The sequence below is a fragment of the Telluria antibiotica genome, from assembly GCF_011682055.1.
GTDB classification, from domain to species: Bacteria; Pseudomonadota; Gammaproteobacteria; order Burkholderiales; family Burkholderiaceae_D; genus Telluria; species Telluria antibiotica.
Genome location: NZ_JAAQOM010000003.1, coordinates 499,951 through 521,620, shown reverse-complemented (window position 1 = coordinate 521,620; position 21,670 = coordinate 499,951). Strand labels below are relative to the sequence as shown.

13 protein-coding genes, 1 pseudogene and 1 riboswitch are annotated in these 21,670 nt (G+C 68.3%); of the genes and pseudogenes, 6 read left to right on the top strand and 8 right to left on the bottom strand.

The annotated features are described in order from the left end of the window. Nucleotides 1-308: 308 nt before the first annotated feature. Nucleotides 309-1,154: an MOSC domain-containing protein gene (locus HAV22_RS07595; RefSeq protein WP_166858104.1), complete on the bottom strand. Its 846-nt coding sequence runs from the start codon at nucleotides 1,152-1,154 to the stop codon at nucleotides 309-311. Nucleotides 1,155-1,281: 127 nt separating this feature from the next. Beyond that, nucleotides 1,282-1,385, top strand: a riboswitch (TPP riboswitch). Between the two features lie 76 nt (nucleotides 1,386-1,461). Here HAV22_RS07595 and thiC point away from each other — a divergent pair. Genes thiC through thiE form a run of 5 tightly spaced genes read left to right on the top strand, consistent with a single transcriptional unit; the run spans nucleotide 1,462 to nucleotide 5,794 of the window. Beyond that, a complete protein-coding gene (gene thiC, locus HAV22_RS07590; RefSeq protein WP_166858102.1) occupies nucleotides 1,462-3,375 on the top strand; it encodes a phosphomethylpyrimidine synthase ThiC in 1,914 nt (637 codons plus the stop codon). 4 nt (nucleotides 3,376-3,379) lie between these two features. Then, nucleotides 3,380-3,583 (top strand): sulfur carrier protein ThiS, encoded by a 204-nt coding sequence (thiS, locus tag HAV22_RS07585; RefSeq protein ID WP_166858100.1) that lies wholly within the window; start codon nucleotides 3,380-3,382, stop codon nucleotides 3,581-3,583. A 23-nt stretch (nucleotides 3,584-3,606) separates the two neighbouring features. Next, nucleotides 3,607-4,413: a thiazole synthase gene (locus tag HAV22_RS07580; protein WP_166858099.1), complete on the top strand. Its 807-nt coding sequence runs from the start codon at nucleotides 3,607-3,609 to the stop codon at nucleotides 4,411-4,413. Further along, nucleotides 4,413-5,177: a bifunctional hydroxymethylpyrimidine kinase/phosphomethylpyrimidine kinase gene (thiD, locus tag HAV22_RS07575; protein ID WP_166858097.1), complete on the top strand. Its 765-nt coding sequence runs from the start codon at nucleotides 4,413-4,415 to the stop codon at nucleotides 5,175-5,177. Before HAV22_RS07580 ends, thiD begins: the two co-directional genes overlap by 1 nt. Before the next feature lie 11 nt (nucleotides 5,178-5,188). Continuing rightward, entirely contained in the window at nucleotides 5,189-5,794 is a 606-nt protein-coding gene (gene thiE / locus HAV22_RS07570) for a thiamine phosphate synthase (RefSeq protein ID WP_166858095.1), read from the top strand. A gap of 124 nt (nucleotides 5,795-5,918) precedes the next feature. On the opposite strand, the gene HAV22_RS07565 is transcribed toward thiE, so the two are convergent. From HAV22_RS07565 to HAV22_RS07535, 7 genes are all read right to left on the bottom strand, one after another. Further along, nucleotides 5,919-7,892 carry a PhoX family protein gene (locus HAV22_RS07565; RefSeq protein ID WP_166858093.1) on the bottom strand — a complete coding sequence of 658 codons (1,974 nt, stop codon included), beginning with the start codon at nucleotides 7,890-7,892 and terminating at the stop codon, nucleotides 5,919-5,921. Nucleotides 7,893-8,144: 252 nt separating this feature from the next. Continuing rightward, nucleotides 8,145-9,836 (bottom strand): ShlB/FhaC/HecB family hemolysin secretion/activation protein, encoded by a 1,692-nt coding sequence (locus HAV22_RS07560; RefSeq protein ID WP_229421123.1) that lies wholly within the window; start codon nucleotides 9,834-9,836, stop codon nucleotides 8,145-8,147. A gap of 5 nt (nucleotides 9,837-9,841) precedes the next feature. Next, on the bottom strand, nucleotides 9,842-16,138 hold the full coding sequence (locus tag HAV22_RS07555) for a YDG domain-containing protein (protein WP_166858089.1): 6,297 nt from the start codon (nucleotides 16,136-16,138) through the stop codon (nucleotides 9,842-9,844). Nucleotides 16,139-16,172: 34 nt separating this feature from the next. Next, nucleotides 16,173-17,147, bottom strand: coding sequence for a tetratricopeptide repeat protein (locus tag HAV22_RS07550; RefSeq protein ID WP_166858087.1), 975 nt, complete (start codon nucleotides 17,145-17,147; stop codon nucleotides 16,173-16,175). Between the two features lie 31 nt (nucleotides 17,148-17,178). After that, the gene (locus HAV22_RS07545) at nucleotides 17,179-18,039 is read right to left on the bottom strand and encodes a phage tail protein (RefSeq protein WP_166858085.1); all 861 of its coding nucleotides are present in this window, start codon (nucleotides 18,037-18,039) and stop codon (nucleotides 17,179-17,181) included. 299 nt (nucleotides 18,040-18,338) lie between these two features. Continuing rightward, a complete protein-coding gene (gene ychF / locus HAV22_RS07540; protein ID WP_166858083.1) occupies nucleotides 18,339-19,430 on the bottom strand; it encodes a redox-regulated ATPase YchF in 1,092 nt (363 codons plus the stop codon). Nucleotides 19,431-19,546: 116 nt separating this feature from the next. Next, nucleotides 19,547-20,644 carry a patatin-like phospholipase family protein gene (locus HAV22_RS07535; RefSeq protein ID WP_166858082.1) on the bottom strand — a complete coding sequence of 366 codons (1,098 nt, stop codon included), beginning with the start codon at nucleotides 20,642-20,644 and terminating at the stop codon, nucleotides 19,547-19,549. A gap of 107 nt (nucleotides 20,645-20,751) precedes the next feature. Between HAV22_RS07535 and HAV22_RS31800 the strand changes: the two are divergent. Beyond that, a pseudogene (locus HAV22_RS31800) lies at nucleotides 20,752-21,312 on the top strand (DUF3857 domain-containing protein); the annotation flags it as partial. Between the last annotated feature and the right edge of the window lie 358 nt (nucleotides 21,313-21,670).

Below are 21,670 nucleotides of genomic sequence, written 5' to 3'. Positions count from 1 at the left end.
GTTAGGGTCGGGGATTTACCTCCACGATTAATGCTCGACCTCTATCGCCAGCCTTCCACCCTGTATTCTTTCATGCCCCGGGGCGGCCGCTCTGCAATGACCGTTAGGGTGGGCACCCCGTGCCCACGCGGAAGTCGGAAGGCGATTTCCGTCTCCAGTACGTAGGGTGGGCACCCCGTGCCCACGCGGAAGTCGGAAGGCGATTTCAGTTTCCAGTACGTAGGGTGGGCACCCCGTGCCCACGCGGAAGTCGGAAGGCGATTCCAGTTTCCAGTACGTAGGGTGGGCACCCCGTGCCCACGCGGAAGTCAGAACGCGATTTCCGTCTCCAGTTCCTGCCCCAGATGCAATTCGCTACCCGCACCGGCCGTCACGATGCAGTTCATGCCCAGGCACACGGCGCCTTCCATGCGCGGATTGGCGCGGTAGGTCTGGAGGATGTCGAGCGGATCCGGCCCTGGGATGCCCGTCGCCTGGTCGACCGACGGGATCGGGCAGCGCGCACACGGCTTCACGGGGTGGATCTCGACGCCGTCGATCGTCAGCGCGGCAAGAAAATCCTCTTCGCAGGCATCGATGCCGTCGACGACGAGGTTCGGGCGGAAACGGTCCATCGGCAGCGCGTGCCGCCCCGCGGCGACGAGGCGCGCGTTGAGGTCGTCGAGCGACGCCTGCCCGATCAGCAGCAGCGGATAGCCGTCGGAAAAGCGCGTCTGCGCCGGCACGCCGTTCGTCCACTTGGTGCTCGTCGGACGCACGGCATCGCGGGGGAAGCGCACGAGGCGGCACGGCGTGCCCAGCGCGGCCGAGAACCAGTTCGCGGCAGCGTCGCCGCAATCGGCGGCGTCGACGGTGTCGTCCCATATCTTGACGGTGCGCTCGGCAGTCGCATGGGTCCACGCCAGCGGCAGCACGAGTTCGTCCATGCCGGGCGCATGGACGCGCAGCTGGCCGCCATCGGGCAGCGGCCGGATCAGCGCCATACGCGGGTGCTCGCGCTGCGTGAGGAACCGGCCGTCTTCCGTCACAAGCATCCATTCGCGGTCGTGCACGCCGAGCGCGGACAAGCCGGATTCGAGCACGGTGGCGGAGCGGACGGCGATGCCGGCGCAGGATTTGATCGGGTACAGCAGCAGATGGGTCAGGGTGGCCATGGGTCGCTTCGTCGATATGGGGGCGAGTACACCCGCTAGTATGCACCAATCCCGTCCGGCAGTTCCCGTTTGCCATTCCGGGAAAACTTGCGTACACTCCGTCCCGTCGCTCCGGCCATCGGGGCGGCACCAATGCTAGGGGTCCTGCACCGTCATCGACGGCGTGGGTGAGAAATACCCTCCGAACCTGATCTGGATAATGCCAGCGAAGGGAAGCTACAGAGTTCCGCGCGCAACTTCATCTGCCCGCATCTTTGCACCTCCTTCTGCTGGATCGCCGATCTTTAGTGACCAACAAGGAGTGCACTTGAACGCCGATCCGAAATTCCTCTCCGCCAGCGCCACCGTCGACGCCGCCGCCGTCGCGCCGCTGCCCAATTCCCGCAAGGTCTACGTGACGGGCAGCCGCCCGGACATCCGCGTACCGATGCGCGAGATCACCCAGTCCGACACGCCCGCGTCGTTCGGGGCGGAACCGAATCCGCCCGTGTGGGTCTACGACACGTCGGGCCCGTACACCGATCCCGACGCCGCCATCGACATCCGCTCCGGCCTGGCCCCGCTGCGCGCCGACTGGATCCGCGAGCGCGGCGACACGGAAGAACTGGCCGGCCCGACGTCGCACTACGGCGTCGAACGCCTGAACGATCCGAAGCTGGCCGAGCTGCGTTTCAACCTGCAGCGCAAGCCGCGCCGCGCCGTGCTAGGGCGCAACGTCACCCAGATGCACTACGCGCGCCAGGGCATCATCACGCCCGAGATGGAATACGTCGCCATCCGCGAAAACCTGCGCCGCCAGGACTACCTCGCGGCGATGGAAGCCGCGGGCCCCACGGGCAAGCGCATGGCGCAGATGATCGGCCGCCAGCACCCGGGCCAGTCGTTCGGCGCCGCGATCCCCCGTGAGATCACGCCGGAGTTCGTGCGGGACGAGATCGCGCGCGGCCGCGCCATCCTGCCGAACAACATCAACCACCCGGAATCGGAACCGATGATCATCGGCCGCAACTTCCTCGTGAAGATCAACGCGAACATCGGCAACTCGGCCGTGACGTCGTCGATCGGCGAGGAAGTCGAGAAGATGACGTGGGCCACGCGCTGGGGCGGCGACACCGTGATGGACCTCTCCACGGGCAAGCATATCCACGAGACGCGCGAATGGATCATCCGGAACAGCCCCGTCCCCATCGGCACGGTGCCGCTGTACCAGGCGCTGGAGAAGGTGAACGGCAAGGCCGAGGACCTGACGTGGGAAATCTACCGCGACACCTTGATCGAGCAGGCGGAGCAAGGCGTCGACTACTTCACCGTGCACGCCGGCGTGCGCCTCGCGTATGTGCCGATGACGGCGAACCGCCTGACGGGCATCGTCTCGCGCGGCGGCTCGATCATGGCCAAGTGGTGCCTCGCCCACCACAAGGAATCGTTCCTGTACACGCACTTCGAAGACATCTGCGAGATCATGAAGGCATACGACGTCGCGTTCAGCCTGGGCGACGGCCTGCGTCCCGGCTCGATCTACGACGCCAACGACGAAGCCCAGCTGTCCGAACTGAAGACGCTCGGCGAGCTGACGCAGATCGCGTGGAAGCACGACGTGCAGGTGATGATCGAAGGCCCGGGCCACGTGCCGCTGCAGCTCATCAAGGAAAACATGGACCTGCAGCTGGAGCAGTGCCACGAGGCGCCGTTCTACACGCTGGGCCCCCTGACCACCGACATCGCGCCTGGCTACGACCACATCACGTCCGGCATCGGCGCCGCCAACATCGGCTGGTACGGCACGGCGATGCTGTGCTACGTGACGCCGAAGGAGCACCTGGGCCTGCCCGACAAGGACGACGTCAAGGACGGCATCATCACGTACAAGATCGCGGCGCATGCGGCCGACCTCGCGAAGGGCCATCCGGGCGCGCAGATCCGCGACAACGCGCTGTCGAAGGCGCGCTTCGAATTCCGCTGGGAAGACCAGTTCAACCTCGGCCTCGATCCGGACAAGGCGCGCTCGTTCCACGACGAGACGCTGCCCAAGGATTCCGCCAAGGTGGCCCACTTCTGCTCGATGTGCGGCCCGCACTTCTGCTCGATGAAGATCACGCAGGAAGTGCGCGACTATGCGGCCGGCCAGGGCATCGCCGCGAACGCCGCGCTGGAACAGGGCATGCAGGTGAAGGCCGTCGAATTCATGAAGCGCGGCGCCGAGCTGTATCACAAGGAGTGACGCCGTGCTGGACATCGAATTGAACGGCGCCGCGCACCAGCTGCCCGCCGAGTCCAGCCTGCACGATCTCGTCGAGTCGCTCGGCCTCGCGGGACAGAAGCTCGCGCTGGCCGTGAATCGCCAGGTCGTGCCGCGCGAGCGCTGGCGCGAGACGCGCCTGCAGGCGCGCGACCGCGTGGACGTGGTGCGCGCGATCGGCGGCGGTTGATCCTCAACGATACGGAGCAAAACATGACAAGTACGACCACAAGTACGACCCAGGCGGACCGGCCTTTGGTCATCGCCGGCAAGGAATACAACTCGCGCCTGCTGGTGGGCAGCGGCAAATACCGCGACCTGGAACAGACGCGCGCGGCGACGGAAGCGTCGGGCGCCGACATCATCACGGTGGCCATCCGCCGCGTGAACATCGGCCAGCACGCGAACGAACCGAACCTGCTCGACGTGGTGCCGCCGTCGCGCTGGACGATCCTCCCGAACACGGCCGGCTGCTACAACGCGAAGGACGCCGTGTACACGCTGCAGCTGGCGCGCGAGCTGCTGAACGGCCACAAGCTCGTCAAGCTGGAAGTGCTGGGCGACGAGAAGACGCTGTTCCCGAACATGCCGGAGACGCTCGTCGCGGCGCGCGAGCTGGTGCGGGACGGCTTCGACGTAATGGTCTATTGCAGCGACGACCCGATCCAGGCGCGCATGCTGGAAGACATCGGCTGCGCGGCGATCATGCCGCTCGCGTCGCTGATCGGTTCCGGCATGGGCATCCTGAATCCGTGGAACCTGTCGCTGATCATCGAGCAGTGCCAGGTCCCCGTGATCGTGGACGCGGGCGTCGGCACGGCGTCGGATGCGGCCATCGCGATGGAGCTGGGCTGCGACGGCGTGCTGATGAACAGCGCCATCGCCGGCGCCCAGGACCCCGTCCGCATGGCCGGTGCGATGCGCCTGGCCGTGGAAGCGGGCCGCGAAGCGTATCTCGCGGGCCGGATGCCGCGCAAGTTCGCGGCGTCGCCGTCGTCGCCGATGGCGGGCCGCATCTGATGGAGACGTCACTGCGGCCCTGCGTGCTCGTGTGCGCCGGGCTCGATCCGTCGGGCGGCGCCGGCATCCAGGCCGACATCGAGGCGGTGTCCGCGCAGGGCGCGCACGCGCTGCCGCTCGTGACGGCGCTGACGGTCCAGGACAACAACGCCGTGCACGAGGTCGTCGCCGTGGACGCGGGCCTGCTGGTGCGCCAGGCCGCGCTGCTGGCCGATTCGATGCCTATCCGCGCGGTGAAGATCGGCATTCCCGGCAACCGCGACAACGCGGAAGCCATCGCCGGCATCGTGCGGATGCTGCGCGCGCTGCGGCCGGAGCTGCCGGTCGTGCTCGACCCCGTGCTGGCCAGCGGCCGCGGCGACAATCTGTCGCGCGGCGACGCGCTGGCCGCGCTGGCGCCGCTGCTGGACGTGGCCACGCTCGTCGTGCCGAACCTGCCGGAAGCGGCGGCGCTGTGCATCGCGACGACGGGCGAGGACCTGCCCTGCCCCCATGTGCTGGTCACGGGCGGACACGCCGACGACCCGGACGTCGTCAACCGCTGGCTCAGCGCCGCCGGCGTACGCGAATGGCGCTGGCCGCGGCTGCGCGGCGAATTCCACGGCAGCGGCTGCACGCTGGCCTCCAGCATCGCGGCCCGGCTGGCATTGGGCGACTCGATGGCGCAGGCGCTCGAGCTGGGCCAGCGCTACTGCGATCGCACGCTCGCGCACGCGTACGCGATCGCGCCCGGCCAGCGCGTCCCGCGCCGCATCCACCTCTGAGGAGACAAGACATGCGAGGTTTGTACCTGGTGACCCCGAACTGGGACAACACCGACCGGTTGCTGGACGTGACGGAGCAGGCGCTGCGCGCCGGCGCCGCCATCGTCCAGTACCGCCACAAGGACGCGGGCCCCGAGCTGCGCCGCGAACAGGCGTCCGCCCTGCTCGGCCTGTGCCGGCGCCACGGCCGGCCCCTGCTGATCAACGACCACGTGCTGCTGTGCACGGAGCTCGATGCCGACGGCGTGCACGTGGGCGGCCTCGATGCGCCGGTGGCGGCCGTGCGCGCGACGCTGGGACCGGACAAGATCGTCGGCGCCTCGTGCTACGGCGACCTGGAGCTGGCGCGCCGCGCGCAGGGCGAGGGCGCGAACTATGCCGCGTTCGGCGGCTTCTATCCGTCGCTCGTCAAAAAGTATGCGGTGACGACGTCGCCGGACATCGTGCTGCAGGCGAAGGCCAGCCTGTGCGTGCCCGTCGTCGTGATCGGCGGGATGACGGCGACGAACGCGCGGCCACTCGTCTCGCGCGGGGCGGACATGGTGGCCGCGATCAGCAGCGTGGTGCAGGCGCCGGATCCGTTTTCGGCGGCGCGGGAGTTCGTGGGGTTGTTTTAAACGCCACCGACGTAACATGTGTTGGCGTTCACGTTACGGGTAGGGTGGGCACCTCGTGCCCGCGCGGAAGCCAACATGACGCAACCGTCACGCGTGGGGACAGGGGTGCCCACCCTACGAAAGATCAAGCTTTCGCGAGCTTGAACTGGGCCAGCTCGCCGGTCAGGTAACCGACCGCCGCCCCGAACTTGTCCTTGTAATTGGCCTTGATGAGCGGATCGAGCGTCCCCTTGACGTTGGCGTGGATCCCGCCCCAGTCCCCGGGATGCTGGAAGTTGCTCATGATGTAGGTCCAGCCGTTGACGTCATCGACGGCATGCAGCCCCGTCGACTCGCCGCCGGCCGGCACGGACAGGAGGCGCGAAAGCTGCTTCGTGTCGACGTTGTACGCCCACAGGAAGTTGTTCACGTGCTGGCTGCTGTCCTCGCCGATGAACAGCGTGCGCATCTTCTCCGAGAACTTCAGGTTGTCCGGATTGGCCACCTTGTCCGGATTCGCCGTGTTGCCGAGCGCGTCGGTGGCCGTGTCCTCGCCGACCAGCAGGGCTTTCGTGTCGGCCGGCATCCACTCGCTGTTGATCGCGTTGCCGGCCGTGTCCTTCTGGCCGCCCTTCAGGTTCAGCATCATGACGGCGCCTGCGACGAGGGCCTTCGGGATCGAGATGCCGTTGCCCGGCACGTTCAGCGCGTTACCGGCCACCATCGAGGCCTGGCAGTTCTGCAGGGCCGAGTAGGCGATCTTGTCCTTGATGTTGACCGTGGTGCCTTCCATCTTCGTGAAGCCCATCGACGCGCCGACGAGGGCCGCGTAGCGGTGCGTCTCCAGGAACGCGGCCGCCTTCTCCATGCCGGCGTTCAGCTTGATCCACTCGATGCGGCCGCTGGCGGCGACCTTCGTGTACGTTGCGTCGGCCGGATCCGTCGTCTTGACGTCCATGATGTCGGCCGGCTTCAGCGACGCAGCCAGCGAGCGGATCTCGGCGCTCGTGGCGGAGCCCAGCTTGATCCACGTGAGCGGCGCGGCGGCGGCGGCCGGGTCCAGCGAGAAACCGGTGCCGACCTTGGCCACGTACAGCGTGCCCGCCGACAGATCTTTTTCCTTGTCGGCCACGAACACGAAGTAGCCGCTGTTGGTGGCATCGTCGCCCATGATCACGGTGCGGTTGTCCGGCATGACCTGCACGAGTTCGTGCGAGATGCGGCCCAGGCAGTAGTGCTTCTTGATCGAGGCGGTGCCGTCCGGGTTGACCGTCACCTCTGGCAGGTGGCCGTAGTTGTACGGGTTCGCCTTCGTCTCGTCGCCGTACAGGTTCTTGCTGAAGGCCTTGAATTGCGCGTCGGTGGCGGCGAGGTAGGCGTTCGGCTCGTATTCCTCGCTCGACAGATGCGTGCCCCACGGCGACAGGCTGGCGCCGCACGTGATCCAGAGGCCGTTCACACTGGACGTGTCGACGTTATGGTACTTCACGAGGGCCAGCTTGCCGGTGGTCTTGTCCTGGTCGAGCGTCAGCACGGCGATCGGCGACGGCAGCCTGCCGTACATGTCCGTCTTGCCGTCCTGGGCCCACGTCGTGTACTCGAACTGCACGACGGCAAACACCGTATTGCCCTTCACGCCGGCCACGTTCGCGTTCGGCACGGTCAGCAGCGACGTGCCGTCCGGCGAATCGGAGAAGAACTGGCGTTCCTTGCCTGCGACCGTGGTGTCGACGATCGGCTTGTTGTTGATGTCGTAGTAGCCGCCGGCGAGGATGGTGCCGCCGCTGCCGTTCGGGACCATGTCGCCCGTGATGAAGAACGGTTGATAGGACAGCTTGAAATCGAGCTTGCTGCTGTCGTTGAAGTTGACCGTCATCGTCGAGCCGACCGACGTCGTGGCCATCGCGGCCGCGGCAGCCAGCGTGGGCGCCGTCATCGACCCGAACGAGACGCTCGCGAGGGTCACGGCCGGCGTGGCCGCGGTGCTCGTCGGGGTGTCGTTGCCGCCGCCGCAGCCAGCCAGCAGGGCAGCGACACCGCCGGCGCCCAGCGGCAGCATCGGCGTGGCGCCCATCATGCGAAGCAGGCGGCGGCGGGACAGGTCGGTGTTCTGGTTCATGCGTCAACTCTCCGGGATGCACTCAAGGGAACGCGCTCGTGGCGCGGAATGCCCGGAGGTTAGTTGACAAATATTTCACCTTCATTACAGGAATTTAATGTTGGCGACAGCGGCTCGTTCCGCGACGAGGATCGCCCGGAAGTCGTTCACATGGGTCAGCGTGGGGCCGGTGACGACGGCGTCGCCCTGCGCCGGGAAGGAGCCGTGGCCTGGCCGGTCGGGAGACGTAACCCCGCCGGCCGCGCCGCGCGCTCAGAACGCCTTGTTCACGATGGCCCAGGCCCGCACCGACGACGTCGACGCGAGCAGCGCGGGCTTGGCGCCGATCGGCGTCGCCACCGACAGGCTGGCGCGCCAGCCGTCCGGGCCGTCCCAGATCAGGGCCAGGCCGGCACCCGACAGGCTGGCCGTGTTGTCGGCCGCGGTCCACGGATGGCGGTTGATCTTGACGTGGGCGCCCTCGACGAAGGTGGCGGCCTGCCAGCGCCCCGCCGCGGACGTCCCGAAGTCGTGGCGCAGCTCCGCCGAACCGAACCAGCCGGTGTCGCTCGACACCGCGCCGACGTCGTAGGCGCGTACCGTGTATGGTCCGCCCACCGTCATCTTTTCCGCCGAATCGAGGTTCGCATCGGCCCATTGCGCGGCCGCGTTCAGGTACAGCGTGTCGTGCCCGCCCACGCCCTGGATGCGCGAGACGTTCGCATTCCACTTCGAGAATCCGCCGCGCGTACGCGCCGACGCGGCGTCCGCCGTGCCGGCGGCCGCCGCGTCGAACCCTGTACGCCCCGCCGTCCACGCCATGTTCCAGACGGTCACGCCGCCCGCCAGCACGTCGTCGCGCACGTCGCCGTTCAAGGTCAGCACCCAGTTGCCCAGGGTGCGGTCGGTGCGGGTGTCGGTGACGCCGACGCGGTCGCGCAGGCGCTTGTCGTCATACTGGGCCTGGACGTACGCGTTCGCCGTCTTGCTGCGCAGGAGCGGATGCCTGAACCAGGCGCTCGCGACGCCGGCCGTGCCATGCGCATCCAGCGCGCGGACCTCTCCGCCCAGCTTGTAGTGCACGAACGAATACGAGACGCCGATGCGGTCGCCGCCGCCATCCAGCAGCGTGTCGTAGGCGAGGCGTCCGTAGTTCATGTCCGTACCGGTCGAGATCGCGCTGATGCCGAGGACGTCGCCGTGATGCAGGGGACTGAACACGTCGATCGACGCGCCCACGCGCGCGCGGCCGATGTAGCGGTTGCCGTAGTTGTCCGCGGCCAGCGTCGCGGCGGACGACGCGCTCTGGCCCATGACGACGTCGATGTCGGACGTCCCCACCTCGGCGCCCGGCTTCAGCACCGCGTTCACGGTCACGCCGGGGATGTCGGACAGCAGCAGCAGGACGCGGTCCAGCTCGCGGTTCGCGATCGGCTGGCCGCTTTGCAGCGGGGCCGCGGTGGCCGCGAGCAGCGTGTCGTTCACGCGGCTGCCGTTGTCCACGGCGACCTTGCCGTAGCGCGCTTCCAGCACCTGGATCGTCACCGTGCCGTCGGCGATCTTCTGGGCGGGGATGATCGCGCGGCTCAGCGGAAAGCCGTGGCGCTGGTAGTAGTCCGTGATGCGGCCGGCGAGTGCCTGCAGCGCCGCCAGGGTCAGCGTCCGCCCCTCCGCGTCGGCCACCAGCGCATGCAGCGTGTCGGTGGAAAAGCCGGCATTGCCGACGATGCGCACCGTCCTGACTTCGAACGGCACCGATGCCGGTGTCGCGCCGCTGTCCGCCTGCCGCACCTGCAGCGCGGGCTGGTTCGATGGCGGCGCCGCCGGCGCGGCCGGCTGCACCTGCCGCAGGAGCTCGCCCGCGTTCGGCACGCCGGCCTGGTCCGCGTGCGCATCGAGCGCCGCGAGCAGCAGGGCCGCGGCGAGCGGCGTCGACAGGAGGCGCGGTTGGTTTGCAAAAGTCATGGGCTTCATTCGGTAAGAGTGGTCGCCAGCGGCGGGAGCTGCAGGCCGCCGTTCTGGATGTGCAGGCTCGGCGCCGACGGGCCGGCGCCGATGACCGTGTTGATCGATCGGTTGAGGGTGCCGCCGCGCGCCTTGTCCTTGTCGCCCGCGTCACGGGTTCCGTCCTGGTCCTGGCCGGCGCCCGATGCGGACACCGACACCGTCGACGACAGGTTCAACGCACCGGGCTGCGTGCTCGCCTGCGGCGGCAGGACGGTGGACTGCACCTGGGTCACGACGTCGCGGACGGTGGGAGGCAGCCCGGCCGGCGTGATGCTGGCCAGCGCGGTGGCCTGGTCGACGATCGCGTAGTTGCCGGCGTCGGCACCGCCGAAGGTATTGTGCAGGTTGACGGTCTTGCCGGTACCGACGGCCGCGTCGCCGAACGCGCCCGTGGACGACAGCGTGACGTCGTCCGTTCCCACTTTGCCGCCCAACAGCGCGCCGGCCGTGCTGACGGTGGCCGCGGTGCTGCCGTCGAATACCTTGTCGCCGGCGACGATCCCGCTGACGGACAGCCGCGCCGGCGTGATGTCGGCCGAGAGGCCCGTCGGCTGGACGAGGTTGTAGTTGCCGGCATCGGCCCCGGCCAGCCTGTAGCCGGAGACGTCGACGGCCTTGCCCGTGCCGGCGTTCTTGTCGGCGAAGGCCGCCGTGCCGCCCCCCAGGGACACGGCGTCGCCGGCGATGGCGGACACGGTCGCGGTGCCGTTCAACGTGGCAGCCTTCGTGCCGTCGTAGACCTTGTTCGCGGCCGTCACACCCGTGACGGTCGCGTTGGCTTTGCTGATCTCGGCCGTCAGCCCGCTCGGCTGGATGACGTTGTAGTTGGCGGCGTCCGCCCCACCAAGCGTGTAGCCGCTGACCGTCACCGCTTTGTTCGCAGCGGCGTTCTTGTCGGCGAAGGCAGCCGTGCCGCCGCTCGCCGATACGGCATCGCTGCCGATGGCGGACACGATCGCCGTGCCGTTCAACGTGGCGGCAGTGGTGCCGTCGTAGACTTTGTTCGCGGCCGTCACGCCCGAGACGGTCACGTTGGCTTTCGCGATGTCGGCCGTCAGGCCGGTCGGCTGGACGACGTTGTAGTTGCCGGCATCCGCCCCGCCGAGCGTGTAGCCGCTGACGGTGACGGCTTTGTTCGTCCCGGCGTTCTTGTCGAGGAACGCGGCGGTGCCGTTGCCGTTCACCGCGACGACGTCGCTGCCGATGGCGGACACGGTCGCCGCGCCGTTCAGCGTGGCGGCCGTGCTGCTGTCATACGTCTTGTTCGCGGCGGTGACGCCCGAGACGGCCAGGTTCGCCTTGGCGATACTGGCCGTCAGGCCGCTCGGCTGCACGACATTGTAGTTGCCCGCGTCCGCCCCGCCCAGCGCGTAGCCGCTGACGGTGACCGCCTTGTTGGCGCCGGCGTTCTTGTCGGCGAACGTGGCCGTGCCGGTGCCGCTCACCGACACGACGTCGCCGCCGAGCGCGGACACGGCCGCCGTGCCGTTCAGCGTGGCGGCCGCGGTGCCGTCATAGGTCTTGCTGGCGGCCGTCACGCCCGAGACGGTCACGTTGGCCTTGCCGATCGAGGCCGTCAGGCCGGCCGGCGCGACGAGGCGGTAGTTGCCGGCATCGAGACCGCTCAAGGTATAGCCCGAGACGGTGACGGCCTTGTTGGCGCCTGCGTTCTTGTCGACGAACGCGGCACTGCCGGTGCCGGACAGCGACACGGCGTCGCCGCCGATGGCCGACACGGTCGCGGTGCCCGACAGCGCGGCGGCCGTGGCGCCGTCATACGTCTTGCCGGCAACGGACAGGCCGGACAGCGCCAGGTCCGCCTTCGCGATCTCGGCGGTGAGGCCGGTCGGCTGCACGATGCTGTAGTTGCCTGCGTCCGCCCCGCCCAGCGTGTAGCCCGAGACCGCGACGGCCTTGTTCGTACCGGCATTCTTGTCCGCGAACGTGGCGGTGCCGGTGCCGTTCACGGACACCACGTCGGCGCCGAGCGCGGCCACGGTCGCCGTGCCGTTCAACGTGGCGGCCGTGGTGCCGTCGTAGGTTTTGTTTGCGGCCGTCACGCCCGTGACGGCCAGGTTGGCCTTGGCGATGCTGGCCGTCAGGCCGGTCGGCTGGATGACGTTGTAATTGCCCGCATCCGACCCACCCAGCGTATAGCCGCTGACCGTGACGGCCTTGCCAGTGCCGGCGTTCTTGTCGGCGAACGTCGCGGAGCCGGTGCCGTTCACCGACACGACGTCGCCGCCGAGCGCGGACACGGCCGCGGTGCCGTTCAAGGTGGCGGCCGTCGTGCCGTCGTAGGTTTTGTTCGCGGCCGTCACGCCCGAGATGGCGAGGTCCGCCTTCGCGATATCGGCCGTCAGGCTGGCCGGCGCGACGAGGCGGTAGTTGCCGGCATCGAGACCGCTCAAGGTGTAGCCGCTGACGGTGACGGCCTTGTTGGTGCCGGCGTTCTTGTCGACGAACGCGGCACTGCCGGTGCCGGACAGCGACACGGCGTCGCCACCGATGGCCGACACGGTCGCGGTGCCCGACAGCGTGGCGGCCGTGGTGCCGTCATACGTCTTGCCGGCGACGGACAGGCCGGACAGCGCGAGGTTCGCCTTGGCGATCTCGGCCGTCAAGCCGCTCGGCTGGATGACGTTGTAGTTGCCCGCGTCGGTTCCTGCCAAGCTGTAGCCGCTGACGGCGACGGCTTTGTTCGTACCGGCATTCTTGTCCGCGAACGTGGCGGTGCCGGTGCCGTTCACGGACACCACGTCGGCGCCGAGCGCGGCCACGGTCGCCGTGCCGTTCAACGTGGCGGCCGTGGTGCCGTCATAAGTCTTGTTCGCGGCCGTCACGCCCGTGATCGCCAGGTCCGCCTTGGTGATGCTGGCCGTCAGGCCGCCTGGCTGCACGACGTTGTAGTTGCCTGCATCCGACCCGCCCAGCGTATAGCCGCTGACCGTGACGGCCTTGCCAGTGCCAGCGTTCTTGTCCGCAAACGTCGCGGAGCCGGTGCCGCCCACCGACACGACGTCGCTGCCGATCGCGGACACGGTCGCGGTACCGTTCAAGGTGGCGGCCGTGGTGCCGTCGTAGGTCTTGTTCGCGGCCGTCACGCCCGTGATCGCCAGGTTCGCCTTGGCGATATTGGCCGTCAGGCCGGTCGGCTGGATGAGGTTGTAGTTGCCGGCATCGAACCCGAACACCGAGTAGCCGAAGACGGTAACGGCCTTGCCGGTGCCCGCGTTCTTGTCGACGAAGGTGCCGGTGCCGGGGGTCATCAACATCACGAAGTCGCCGCCGAAGGGCGATATCGTCGCCGTGCCGGACAACGTGGCCGCCGCGGTGCCGTCGTAGGTCTTGTTCGCGGCCGTCACGCCCGTGATCGCCAAATTGGCCTTGGTGACGTCGGCCGTCAGGCCACCCGGCTGGACGACGTTGTAGTTGCCCGCATCCGCCCCGCTCAGGCTGTAGCCGCTCACGGTGACGGCCTTGCCGGTACCGACGTTCTTGATGGCGAACGTGCCCGTGCCGGTGCCGCTCACGGACACCACGTCGCCGCCGATGGCGGCCACGGTCGCGGTGCCGGTCAAGGTGGCGGCCGTCGTGCCGTCGTAGGTCTTGTTCGCGGCCGAGATGCCCGACACGGCCAGGTTCGCCTTGTTGATGGCGGCCGTCAGGCCCGCCGGCTGGACGAGGTTGTAGTTGCCCGCATCAAGGCCGCCCAGGCTGTACCCGGCGACGGTGACGGCCTTGCCGGCGCCGGCGTTCTTGTCGGCGAACGTGGCGGTGGCGGTGCCGCCCAGCGACACCACGTCGCTGCCGAGGGCGGTCACGGCCGCCGTGCCGTTCAAGGTGGCGGCCGTGGTGCCGTCGTAGGTCTTGTTGGCGGCCGTGACGCCGGTGACGGTGAGGTTCGCCTTGCCGACGTTGGCCGTCAGGCCGGTCGGCTGGACGATCGTGTAGTTGCCGGCGTCAGCACCGGCGAGCGTGTAGCCGGAAACGGTGACGGCCTTGCCGGTGCCGACGTTCTTGTCGGCGAACGTGCCGGTGCCGGTGCCGCCCAGCGCCACCACGTCGCCGGAGATGGCGGACACGGCGGCCGTGCCGGTCAAGGTGGCGGCCGTGGTGCCGTCGTAGGTCTTGTTCGCGGCCGAGACGCCCGACACGGCCAGGTTCGCCTTGCTGATCGTCGCCGTCTTGGTGTCCAGGGCGTTGAGGTAATAACTGCCGGCGTTGGTGCCGCTCAAGGTGACGCCGCTGATGGTGACGGCCTTGTTCGTGCCGGCATTCTTGTCCGCGAACGTCGCGGTGGCGCCCGACACGTCGAAGGTGATGCCGGCCGGCAGGGAGTTCAGCGTCGACAGACCGCTGATGGTCGCCGTGGTGGTGCGGTCATAGGTCTTGCTCGCCACGTTCCCCAATACGTTGACGAGCATGTACGTGCTCAGGTTGGCGCCAATGATGATGGGGTCGCCGAAGCCGTCGTTCAGGGCCGCGTAATTCGTCGGCGAGGCATAGCTGGCCGGGTTGTAGTAGATCTTGAGCGTCCCGTACGGATTGCCGTAGACGTTGCTGTAACTGTCGAAGAGTACGGTGCCGACACCGGTGCCGGCATTATCTGCGCGCAACACGATGCTGCCGGTGCCGGAGCTCGCATCGATGCCTGCGCCGGCGTGCAGGTAGATGGTGCGATAGGCGCTGAGCGTCAGGGTCGTCCCGCTGGTCCAGCCCGGGCCGCCGATGAGGGCGCCGTCCGCCAGGATGATGTCGCCGTTGCCGGCGTGGCCCGAACTGCAGCTGAACGCACCCACGCACGACACGCCGGCCGCGCTGGTCTTGATCGTGACGTTGGAGGTTTGCAGCGCCGCCGTGACGTTGCCGCCGTCGATGTCGCCGTCGCCCGGGTTGAAACCGCCAATGGTCAGGTCCTGCGGATCGAGCAGCCAGTCGCCCGCGGCGCCGTGCGGGGCCAGCGTGTTGACCGACGCATCGCTGCCGACCTTCAAGGTTCCGCCCGACGTCTCGACATGGCCGCCGTCTCCGCCGGCCTGGCCGCCGCGCGCGCTGATGGCGCCGTGGAACTGCGTCGTCCCGTCCGACCACACCGCGACCTGGCCGCCCGTGCCGGACCGGATGGCGTCCGCGTCCACATGGGTGCCGGCGGCCACGGTCGTGTTCTGCGCGTTGCGCTCCGGTCCGCTCCCGAGGAAATTGCCGCCGACAAGCGCCAGGCCGCCGCCCGCGTCGCCCGACACGTCGATCCGGCTGCCGGCCGCGAGGCCGACGGTGTCGCCCAATACCTTGACGGTGCCGCCGTGCGCGCCGGCGTCCGTGCCGGATGCGTCAAGGGTGCCGCTGTTGGTCGTCGTGGTTTGCGCGCCGCCGCCCAGCACGATGGTGCCGCCGACGTCCCGGACGCTGTGCGCCTCGACGACACCCGTATTGTTGACGACACTGGCCAGCACGGCATCCCTGGCGCCCGCCGTCATGATCACGGTCCCGGCGTTCGCGCGAATCAGGCCGCCGTTTTCCGCCAGGTTGTCGAGCGTGCTGCGGTCGACCTGCATATTGACGAGGCTGTTGCCCGCGAAGGAGAGCGTGACGTCGCTGCCCGCGCCCAGCGCCACGGTCCCGGCCGGCGCCGTGATCGTGCCGCGGTTGCTGACCGTATTGCCGACGAACGCCACATAGCCGCCCGGCGCCGCCGTGATGCTGCCGCGGTTGACGATGGCGCCGGTGCCCGCGCCGCTGAACTGCCGCGCCGCGCCGTTCAGCGCGCCGTCGGCAACGTCCAATGTCGACGCGACCAGCCCGCCGACATTGACCTGCGCCCCTTCGCCGAACAGCACGCCGTTCGGATTGATCAGGTACACCTGGCCGTTGGCGTTCAGCTTGCCCAGGAACTGCGTGGGATTGGTGTCGAGGACGCGGTTCACCGCGATCGAGCCCGTCGAGGGCTGCACGAAATTGACGGATTCCGATGCATTCGTGTCGAAGCTCTGCCACGTCAGCGCCAGGTGCTGCGTGGACTGCGTCACCGTCGTGACATTGCCCGATTGCTGGACGCTGCCCGTGCCCGCCATGACCTGCCCGCCGACAGGCCCCGCCTGCGCGAGGTTGGCCACCGCGAGCGTCGCCGTGGCCAGCAACAGCTTGCGGCTGCTGCGCTTGCCGCGGCCGCGCGCGGTTTCCGAGACGACGACCCATGTTCGGTGAACATGGCTCCAGACGAGACGATAAATTCTGTTCAGCGAAGCGTGGCGGTGCATGGGATGTCCTTGGGCGAACGAGCGCGAGGTCGGATTAACGGGGTTGTGTCGGAGGGAATTTGGCCAGGTGGTCCGCCACCTTGCGGTCCAGATCGGGCTGCCATTGCGCGGGCATGACGGCCAATACCATGCCGTCGATGCGGGCGATGTCGGCCAGTTGCAGCGGGTTCGTCGTGACGGCCTTGGCGGCGCGGTTCCACATATAGACCTTGGCCAGGTCGTTCGGCGTCAGCGCGCCGGTGCGCGGATCGACGGGGGCATTGGCATACAGGACCGCGGTCGGCAAATAGGCCGGCGCATAGCCTTCGGCGGCCGCGTGCTCCAGCCAGAAGCGCGCCTGCACCACGTCGGCCGGCCCGCCGTCGCCTTCGCTGAGCATGACGCCCAGCCGGAACTGGGCCTCGTGGTCGTGGCGCTGGGCAGCCTGTTCGTACCAGTAGCGCGCCAGCTTCAGGTCTTGCGACACCTGCGTGCCCGCGCGGTAAAGATCGGCGAGGCGCAGCATGGCCGGCGGCGATTCGGCCTGCGCCGCCGCCGTGCACAGCGCCAGGCCTTCCTGCACGTTCTTGTCGACGATGCGTCCGGAAAGATAAAGGTCGCCGGCAGCGCACAGCGCGGCGTAGATGCCCGAAGCGCCCGCCTTCCGATACCACTGCACGGCGGCCTGGCCATCGACGGCGCGCCCGATGCCCTGGGCAAAGCAACCGCCGACAAATTGCTGGGCGGCGGGAACGTTCGCGGCGGCCGCCTTGTCGAACCAGGCGCAGGCGGCGACCGGGTTCGCCGGGCGCCCCCAGCCTTCACGCTCGAACAGGCCGAGCGTGAATTGCGCCAGCGGAGAATCGGCCGCATGGCGTTCGTATTCCCGGTACGCCTTGCCGTAGTCGCCGGCCGCGAGGGCTTGTTGGGCCAGCTTCAAAGGCTGGTCCGGCGCCTGTCGCGGCACCTGTGCGTCGGCCTGCCCCGCCAACAGCAAGGCAAGCGCCAATCCGGCTGCGCGCAAGATCATGTCCCGGAACGTGGCAGAGTCGCTGTCCGGTTCACTCGCTCGCCGGATACATGCCCTGGACGGCGATGTAGTACGGCATGACGAGATAGGGCTGCATGATCGGCACGTCGCCGCCGCTGCCCAGGGGGCCGGTCGTTCCGCTGATCGTCGCTTGCCCGCTCAGGGTGGTCGTGGGCGAACCGGCCAGGGTCACGGGTGCGGTGGTGTTCTGGTTGACCGTGAACGACAGCGTGCCGCCGATCGTGCCCGTATTCAGCGTCGCGTCCGGCGCACTGGACGTGTAGATATTGGCCGCGCCGCCGTTCGATTTGCCCAGGTAATTGCCGGAAGGCGTCGCGAGGCCGTTCGCGCTCTGGGCGACCTTGACGGTGAGGCCGCTGGCCGGTCCGTTGAGGACGAGTCCGCCGAGGTTCGCCGTCGCCGTCAGACCCGTCAGGGACGTCGTCGCGGTCACGCCGCCCAGCGTGACGGGCACGTTGGTCATCTGGACGCCGCTGGCCGGCAATTGCGCGACCGTGAGTTTGATCGTGGTGTTGCCGCCTGCGGTGGCGTTCGCCATGGCCGGGACGTTCGGCAGATTCACCGGGTTGTAGCCGACGATCACGCGGCCCCGCAGGTCGGGCAGGTTGAACGTGGATTGCCCGTTGCCGCCATACGTGGTGCCCAGCAGCGAATACAGGGCGGCGTTCTGGTTCACCTGCATGGTCTGCCCCATCGCCAGCACATACGTATTGCTGAACGACGGGAAGCGCGTGGGCGAGATCGCCATCACGCAGACGCTGGCGAGGTAGGGGTCGCTCGAGCATGCCTGGCTCACCGGGCTCCACGCGGACAGGCCCAGGCCTGCAAGCACCATGCACAACGACAGCTTCGTTTGGGGGCGACGTTTCATCAGTGAATTCCGGTAAGTGGTTACAAAAAAGGCGATCCGCACATCCGCACGAGGCGGCAAATCGACGGTCGCTTAATCGGCAAAAACAGAACCTTATTCATGATAAGGAGGAAGACACAATTGGTCGACGGAAACTAATACTTGTTCGGTAAAGTGTTGCTTTACGATTGAAGGGGGGTCTGAAAATCTTCAGTTTCCCACGTTTCGGGACATGACTGCGCGGATAAAACAAAGGCCCCGGGCTCCTGCAGGAGACCGGGGCCTTAATCGACGGCATCCACAGGATGCCGGCTGGATGGTCAAACGTTAAACAGGAAGTTCAGAACATCCCCATCCTTGACGATGTATTCCTTGCCTTCCGCGCGCATCTTGCCCGCTTCCTTGGCGCCCGCCTCGCCCTTGTACGCGATGAAGTCGTCGAAGGAAATGGTCTGCGCGCGGATGAAGCCGCGTTCGAAGTCCGTGTGGATGACGCCGGCCGCCTGCGGGGCGGTGGCGCCGATCGGGACGGTCCAGGCGCGCACTTCCTTCACGCCGGCCGTGAAATAGGTCTGCAGGCCCAGCAGCTTGAACGCGGCGCGGATCAGGCGGTCGAGGCCCGGCTCTTCCATGCCCAGGTCGGCCAGGAATTCCTTCTTGTCGGCGTCGTCCAGGTTGGCGATTTCCGATTCGATGGCGGCGGAGATCGCGACGATCGGCGCGTTCTGCTTGTTGGCGAATTCCGTCAGCTGGTCGAGCAGCGGGTTGTCCTTGAAGCCGCTTTCCGACACGTTGGCCACGAACATGGCCGGCTTCGACGTGATCAGGCACAGCGGCTTGATCAGTTCCATCTGGTCGGCGTCAAGGCCCAGCGTGCGCACGGGCTGGCCTTCGTTCAGGTGCGGCAGCAGCTTTTCGATGATCGCGACCAGCTTGATCGCATCCTTGTCGCCGGCGCGCGCCTTCTTCTGCTCGCGGTGCAGCACTTTCTCGGCGGTGCCCATGTCGGCCAGCGCCAGCTCGGTCTGGATGACTTCGATGTCGTCGATCGGGCTGACCTTGCCGGCCACGTGGACGACGTTGTCGTCTTCGAAACAGCGCACGACGTTGACGATGGCGTCCGTCTCGCGGATGTGCGACAGGAACTGGTTGCCCAGGCCCTCGCCTTTCGACGCGCCGGCCACGAGACCCGCGATGTCGACGAACTCGACGATGGCCTTGACGACGCGCTCCGGCTTGACGATGGCGGCCAGCTGGTCGATGCGCGGATCCGGCACCTCGACGACGCCGACGTTCGGCTCGATGGTGCAGAACGGGTAGTTTTCAGCCGGGATGCCGGCCTTGGTCAGGGCGTTGAACAGGGTGGACTTGCCGACGTTGGGCAGGCCGACGATGCCGCATTTGAGACTCATGGGAAGCTTTCAGGGTCGAATTACGAAACCTCGTATTGTACCTCCGCTTGCCTGCAAAGACCGCAAACTGGCCGGTATTCCGGGCTTTTCGTGCCGATCCGCCCCGTTCGCGTCGTTTAAAGCGGACGAATCGCCGCGCTGTCCGGCTTCGCGACGAACGCGGCGAACGCGTCGCGCAGGCGCTCGCCCTCGTCCATCGCCTGGCGCCAGGCGCGGATGCGGGCGTCATGGTCGAGGCCGTAGAACTTGAAGTCGCTGCGGTCGATCAGTTTCCCGCGTGGCATTTTCGCAAGGAATTCCCGGCTCGGCGCGACGATCAGCACGTTGTCGAGCCAGCCACGATTCGGTCCGCGCGCCGCGCGGCGCCAGGGCAGCGCCTTGTCCAGCCAGCCCGGCACGATGTGCTCGGAGAAATGGGGATACAGCACGATCTCGCCTGGCGCCTGCTCGGCCACGCGCGCATACGGCAGAGCAAGGTTGTAGTCGATGATGCCGCCGTCCCAGTAATGGCCGGACGGCGCGCCGGCGATGTCGCGCACGGGCTTCATCAGCATGGGCAATGTGCCGGACGCGAGCAGGCCCGCCGTGAGGTTGTCCGGCGTGAGCGCGGAGAAATGCGTGGCGAAGCCGTCGAAGCGATCGCGCAGCCAGGGCGCGTGCGCGCGGCGGTCGCCAAGCACGACGCGGTCCATCAGGTGCGCGAGCTTGTCGCGCGAAAACAGGTTGTGCAGCGCGGCCGCCGCGAAGCCGCGCATCTCCGCGTGACGGTGGCCCGGCGCCGCAAGGGCACGCTTGCCGCGCACGGTCAGCACGTGCAGGCGGTAGTGCGGGTGGTTGACGATGTCGTCCTCATGGCCGCGCACGAGCTCGTCCAGCAGGCCCTGCACGACGGCGTCGATCTGGTCCTGGCTCGGCGTCGTGCTCGTGTAGCGCTGGCCGCTGTACAGCTCGCCCAACCGGGCGAACGCTCGCACGGGATCGCGCTGGCACGCGGCCGCCATGCGCCACGCGCCGATCGACGCGCCGATCAGGATGCGCTCGCGCGGCGCGCGCGGGAACCAGTCGCCGAACAGCCACTGGTCGAGGGCACGGAACACGAGGCCCTTCGGCCCGCCCGCGGCGGCGGGCACGACGGCGACGTCGGCCGCCTGCACACCGTGCGTGCGGATGCGGGCCAGCGCCAGCGGCCCCGCGTGGAAAGTCAGTGCGCTCATCCCGGGATTATCGCAGGAAGAGCACGATTGCGTAGGCTCAAGGGACGGCGGGTGGCCCTCCGTAACATGGTCCGGTCGTCCTTCCGGTCCCACTCCCTGGAGCCCGCATGATCAGTAGATATTGCGCCCTGCTATTTTGGATGATGGTCGCGCTGTCGATGGCCGGCGCGCCCGCGTGCGCCGGCAACGGCACCGATCCGGCCGTCATCGTCGAACGCCATGTCCACCATTACCTCGTCGAGCCCGACGGCGCCTACCTGCTCACGGTCGACGACGACCGCACGCTCACCGGGCCGCGTGCCGCGCAGGATCACGGCCGGTTCCTGATCCGCTCCGGCACGACGCTGGACGAGGTCGTCTCGGTGGAAGCCCATGTCCAGAAGCCCGACGGGCGGCGGGTGCCCGTGCCGCCGGGTGGCATCCGCGATCGGGAGGTCGTGTTTCCCGCCGCGGCGGCGGGCGACCGGCTGGTCGTGCACTACGTCGTGCGCCGCCGCACGCCGCCATTGCCCGGCCAGTTCGACGCCGTCGTGGCCCTGCCGCCCTACGCGCACCGCAACACCACGGTGATCGTCGACATGCCGCCCACGATGCCCCTGCATGCGGACGCCGTCGGCTTCGTGCCCGTTCCGGGCGACAGTCCGCCGGGACGGCGGCGCTACCAGTGGCACTACGTGAACGGACCGGACGAGCTCCCGGAAGCCGACGCGGTCAGTGTCCTCGACTACGGCCGGCGCCTCGTCGTCTCGACGTTGCCCGACTATCCCGCTTGCGCGGCCGCCATGCACGCTGCGATCGCGGGCCGCGCGCACGCCGCCCCGGCCGACGCGGCCCTGGCGCAGGGGGTGACCACCGGCCTGCCGGACGCGCGCGCCCGCGTGCTGGCGCTGGCCGATTGGGTCCGGCACCACGTCCGCGACGGCGACGACAGCGACCGCGCGGCGCGGCTGCACTCGCTGCTGGCCGCAGCCGGCATCGCCAGCACGCCGGCCCTCGTCAACGGCGCCAACGCCTATCGGCTGCCGG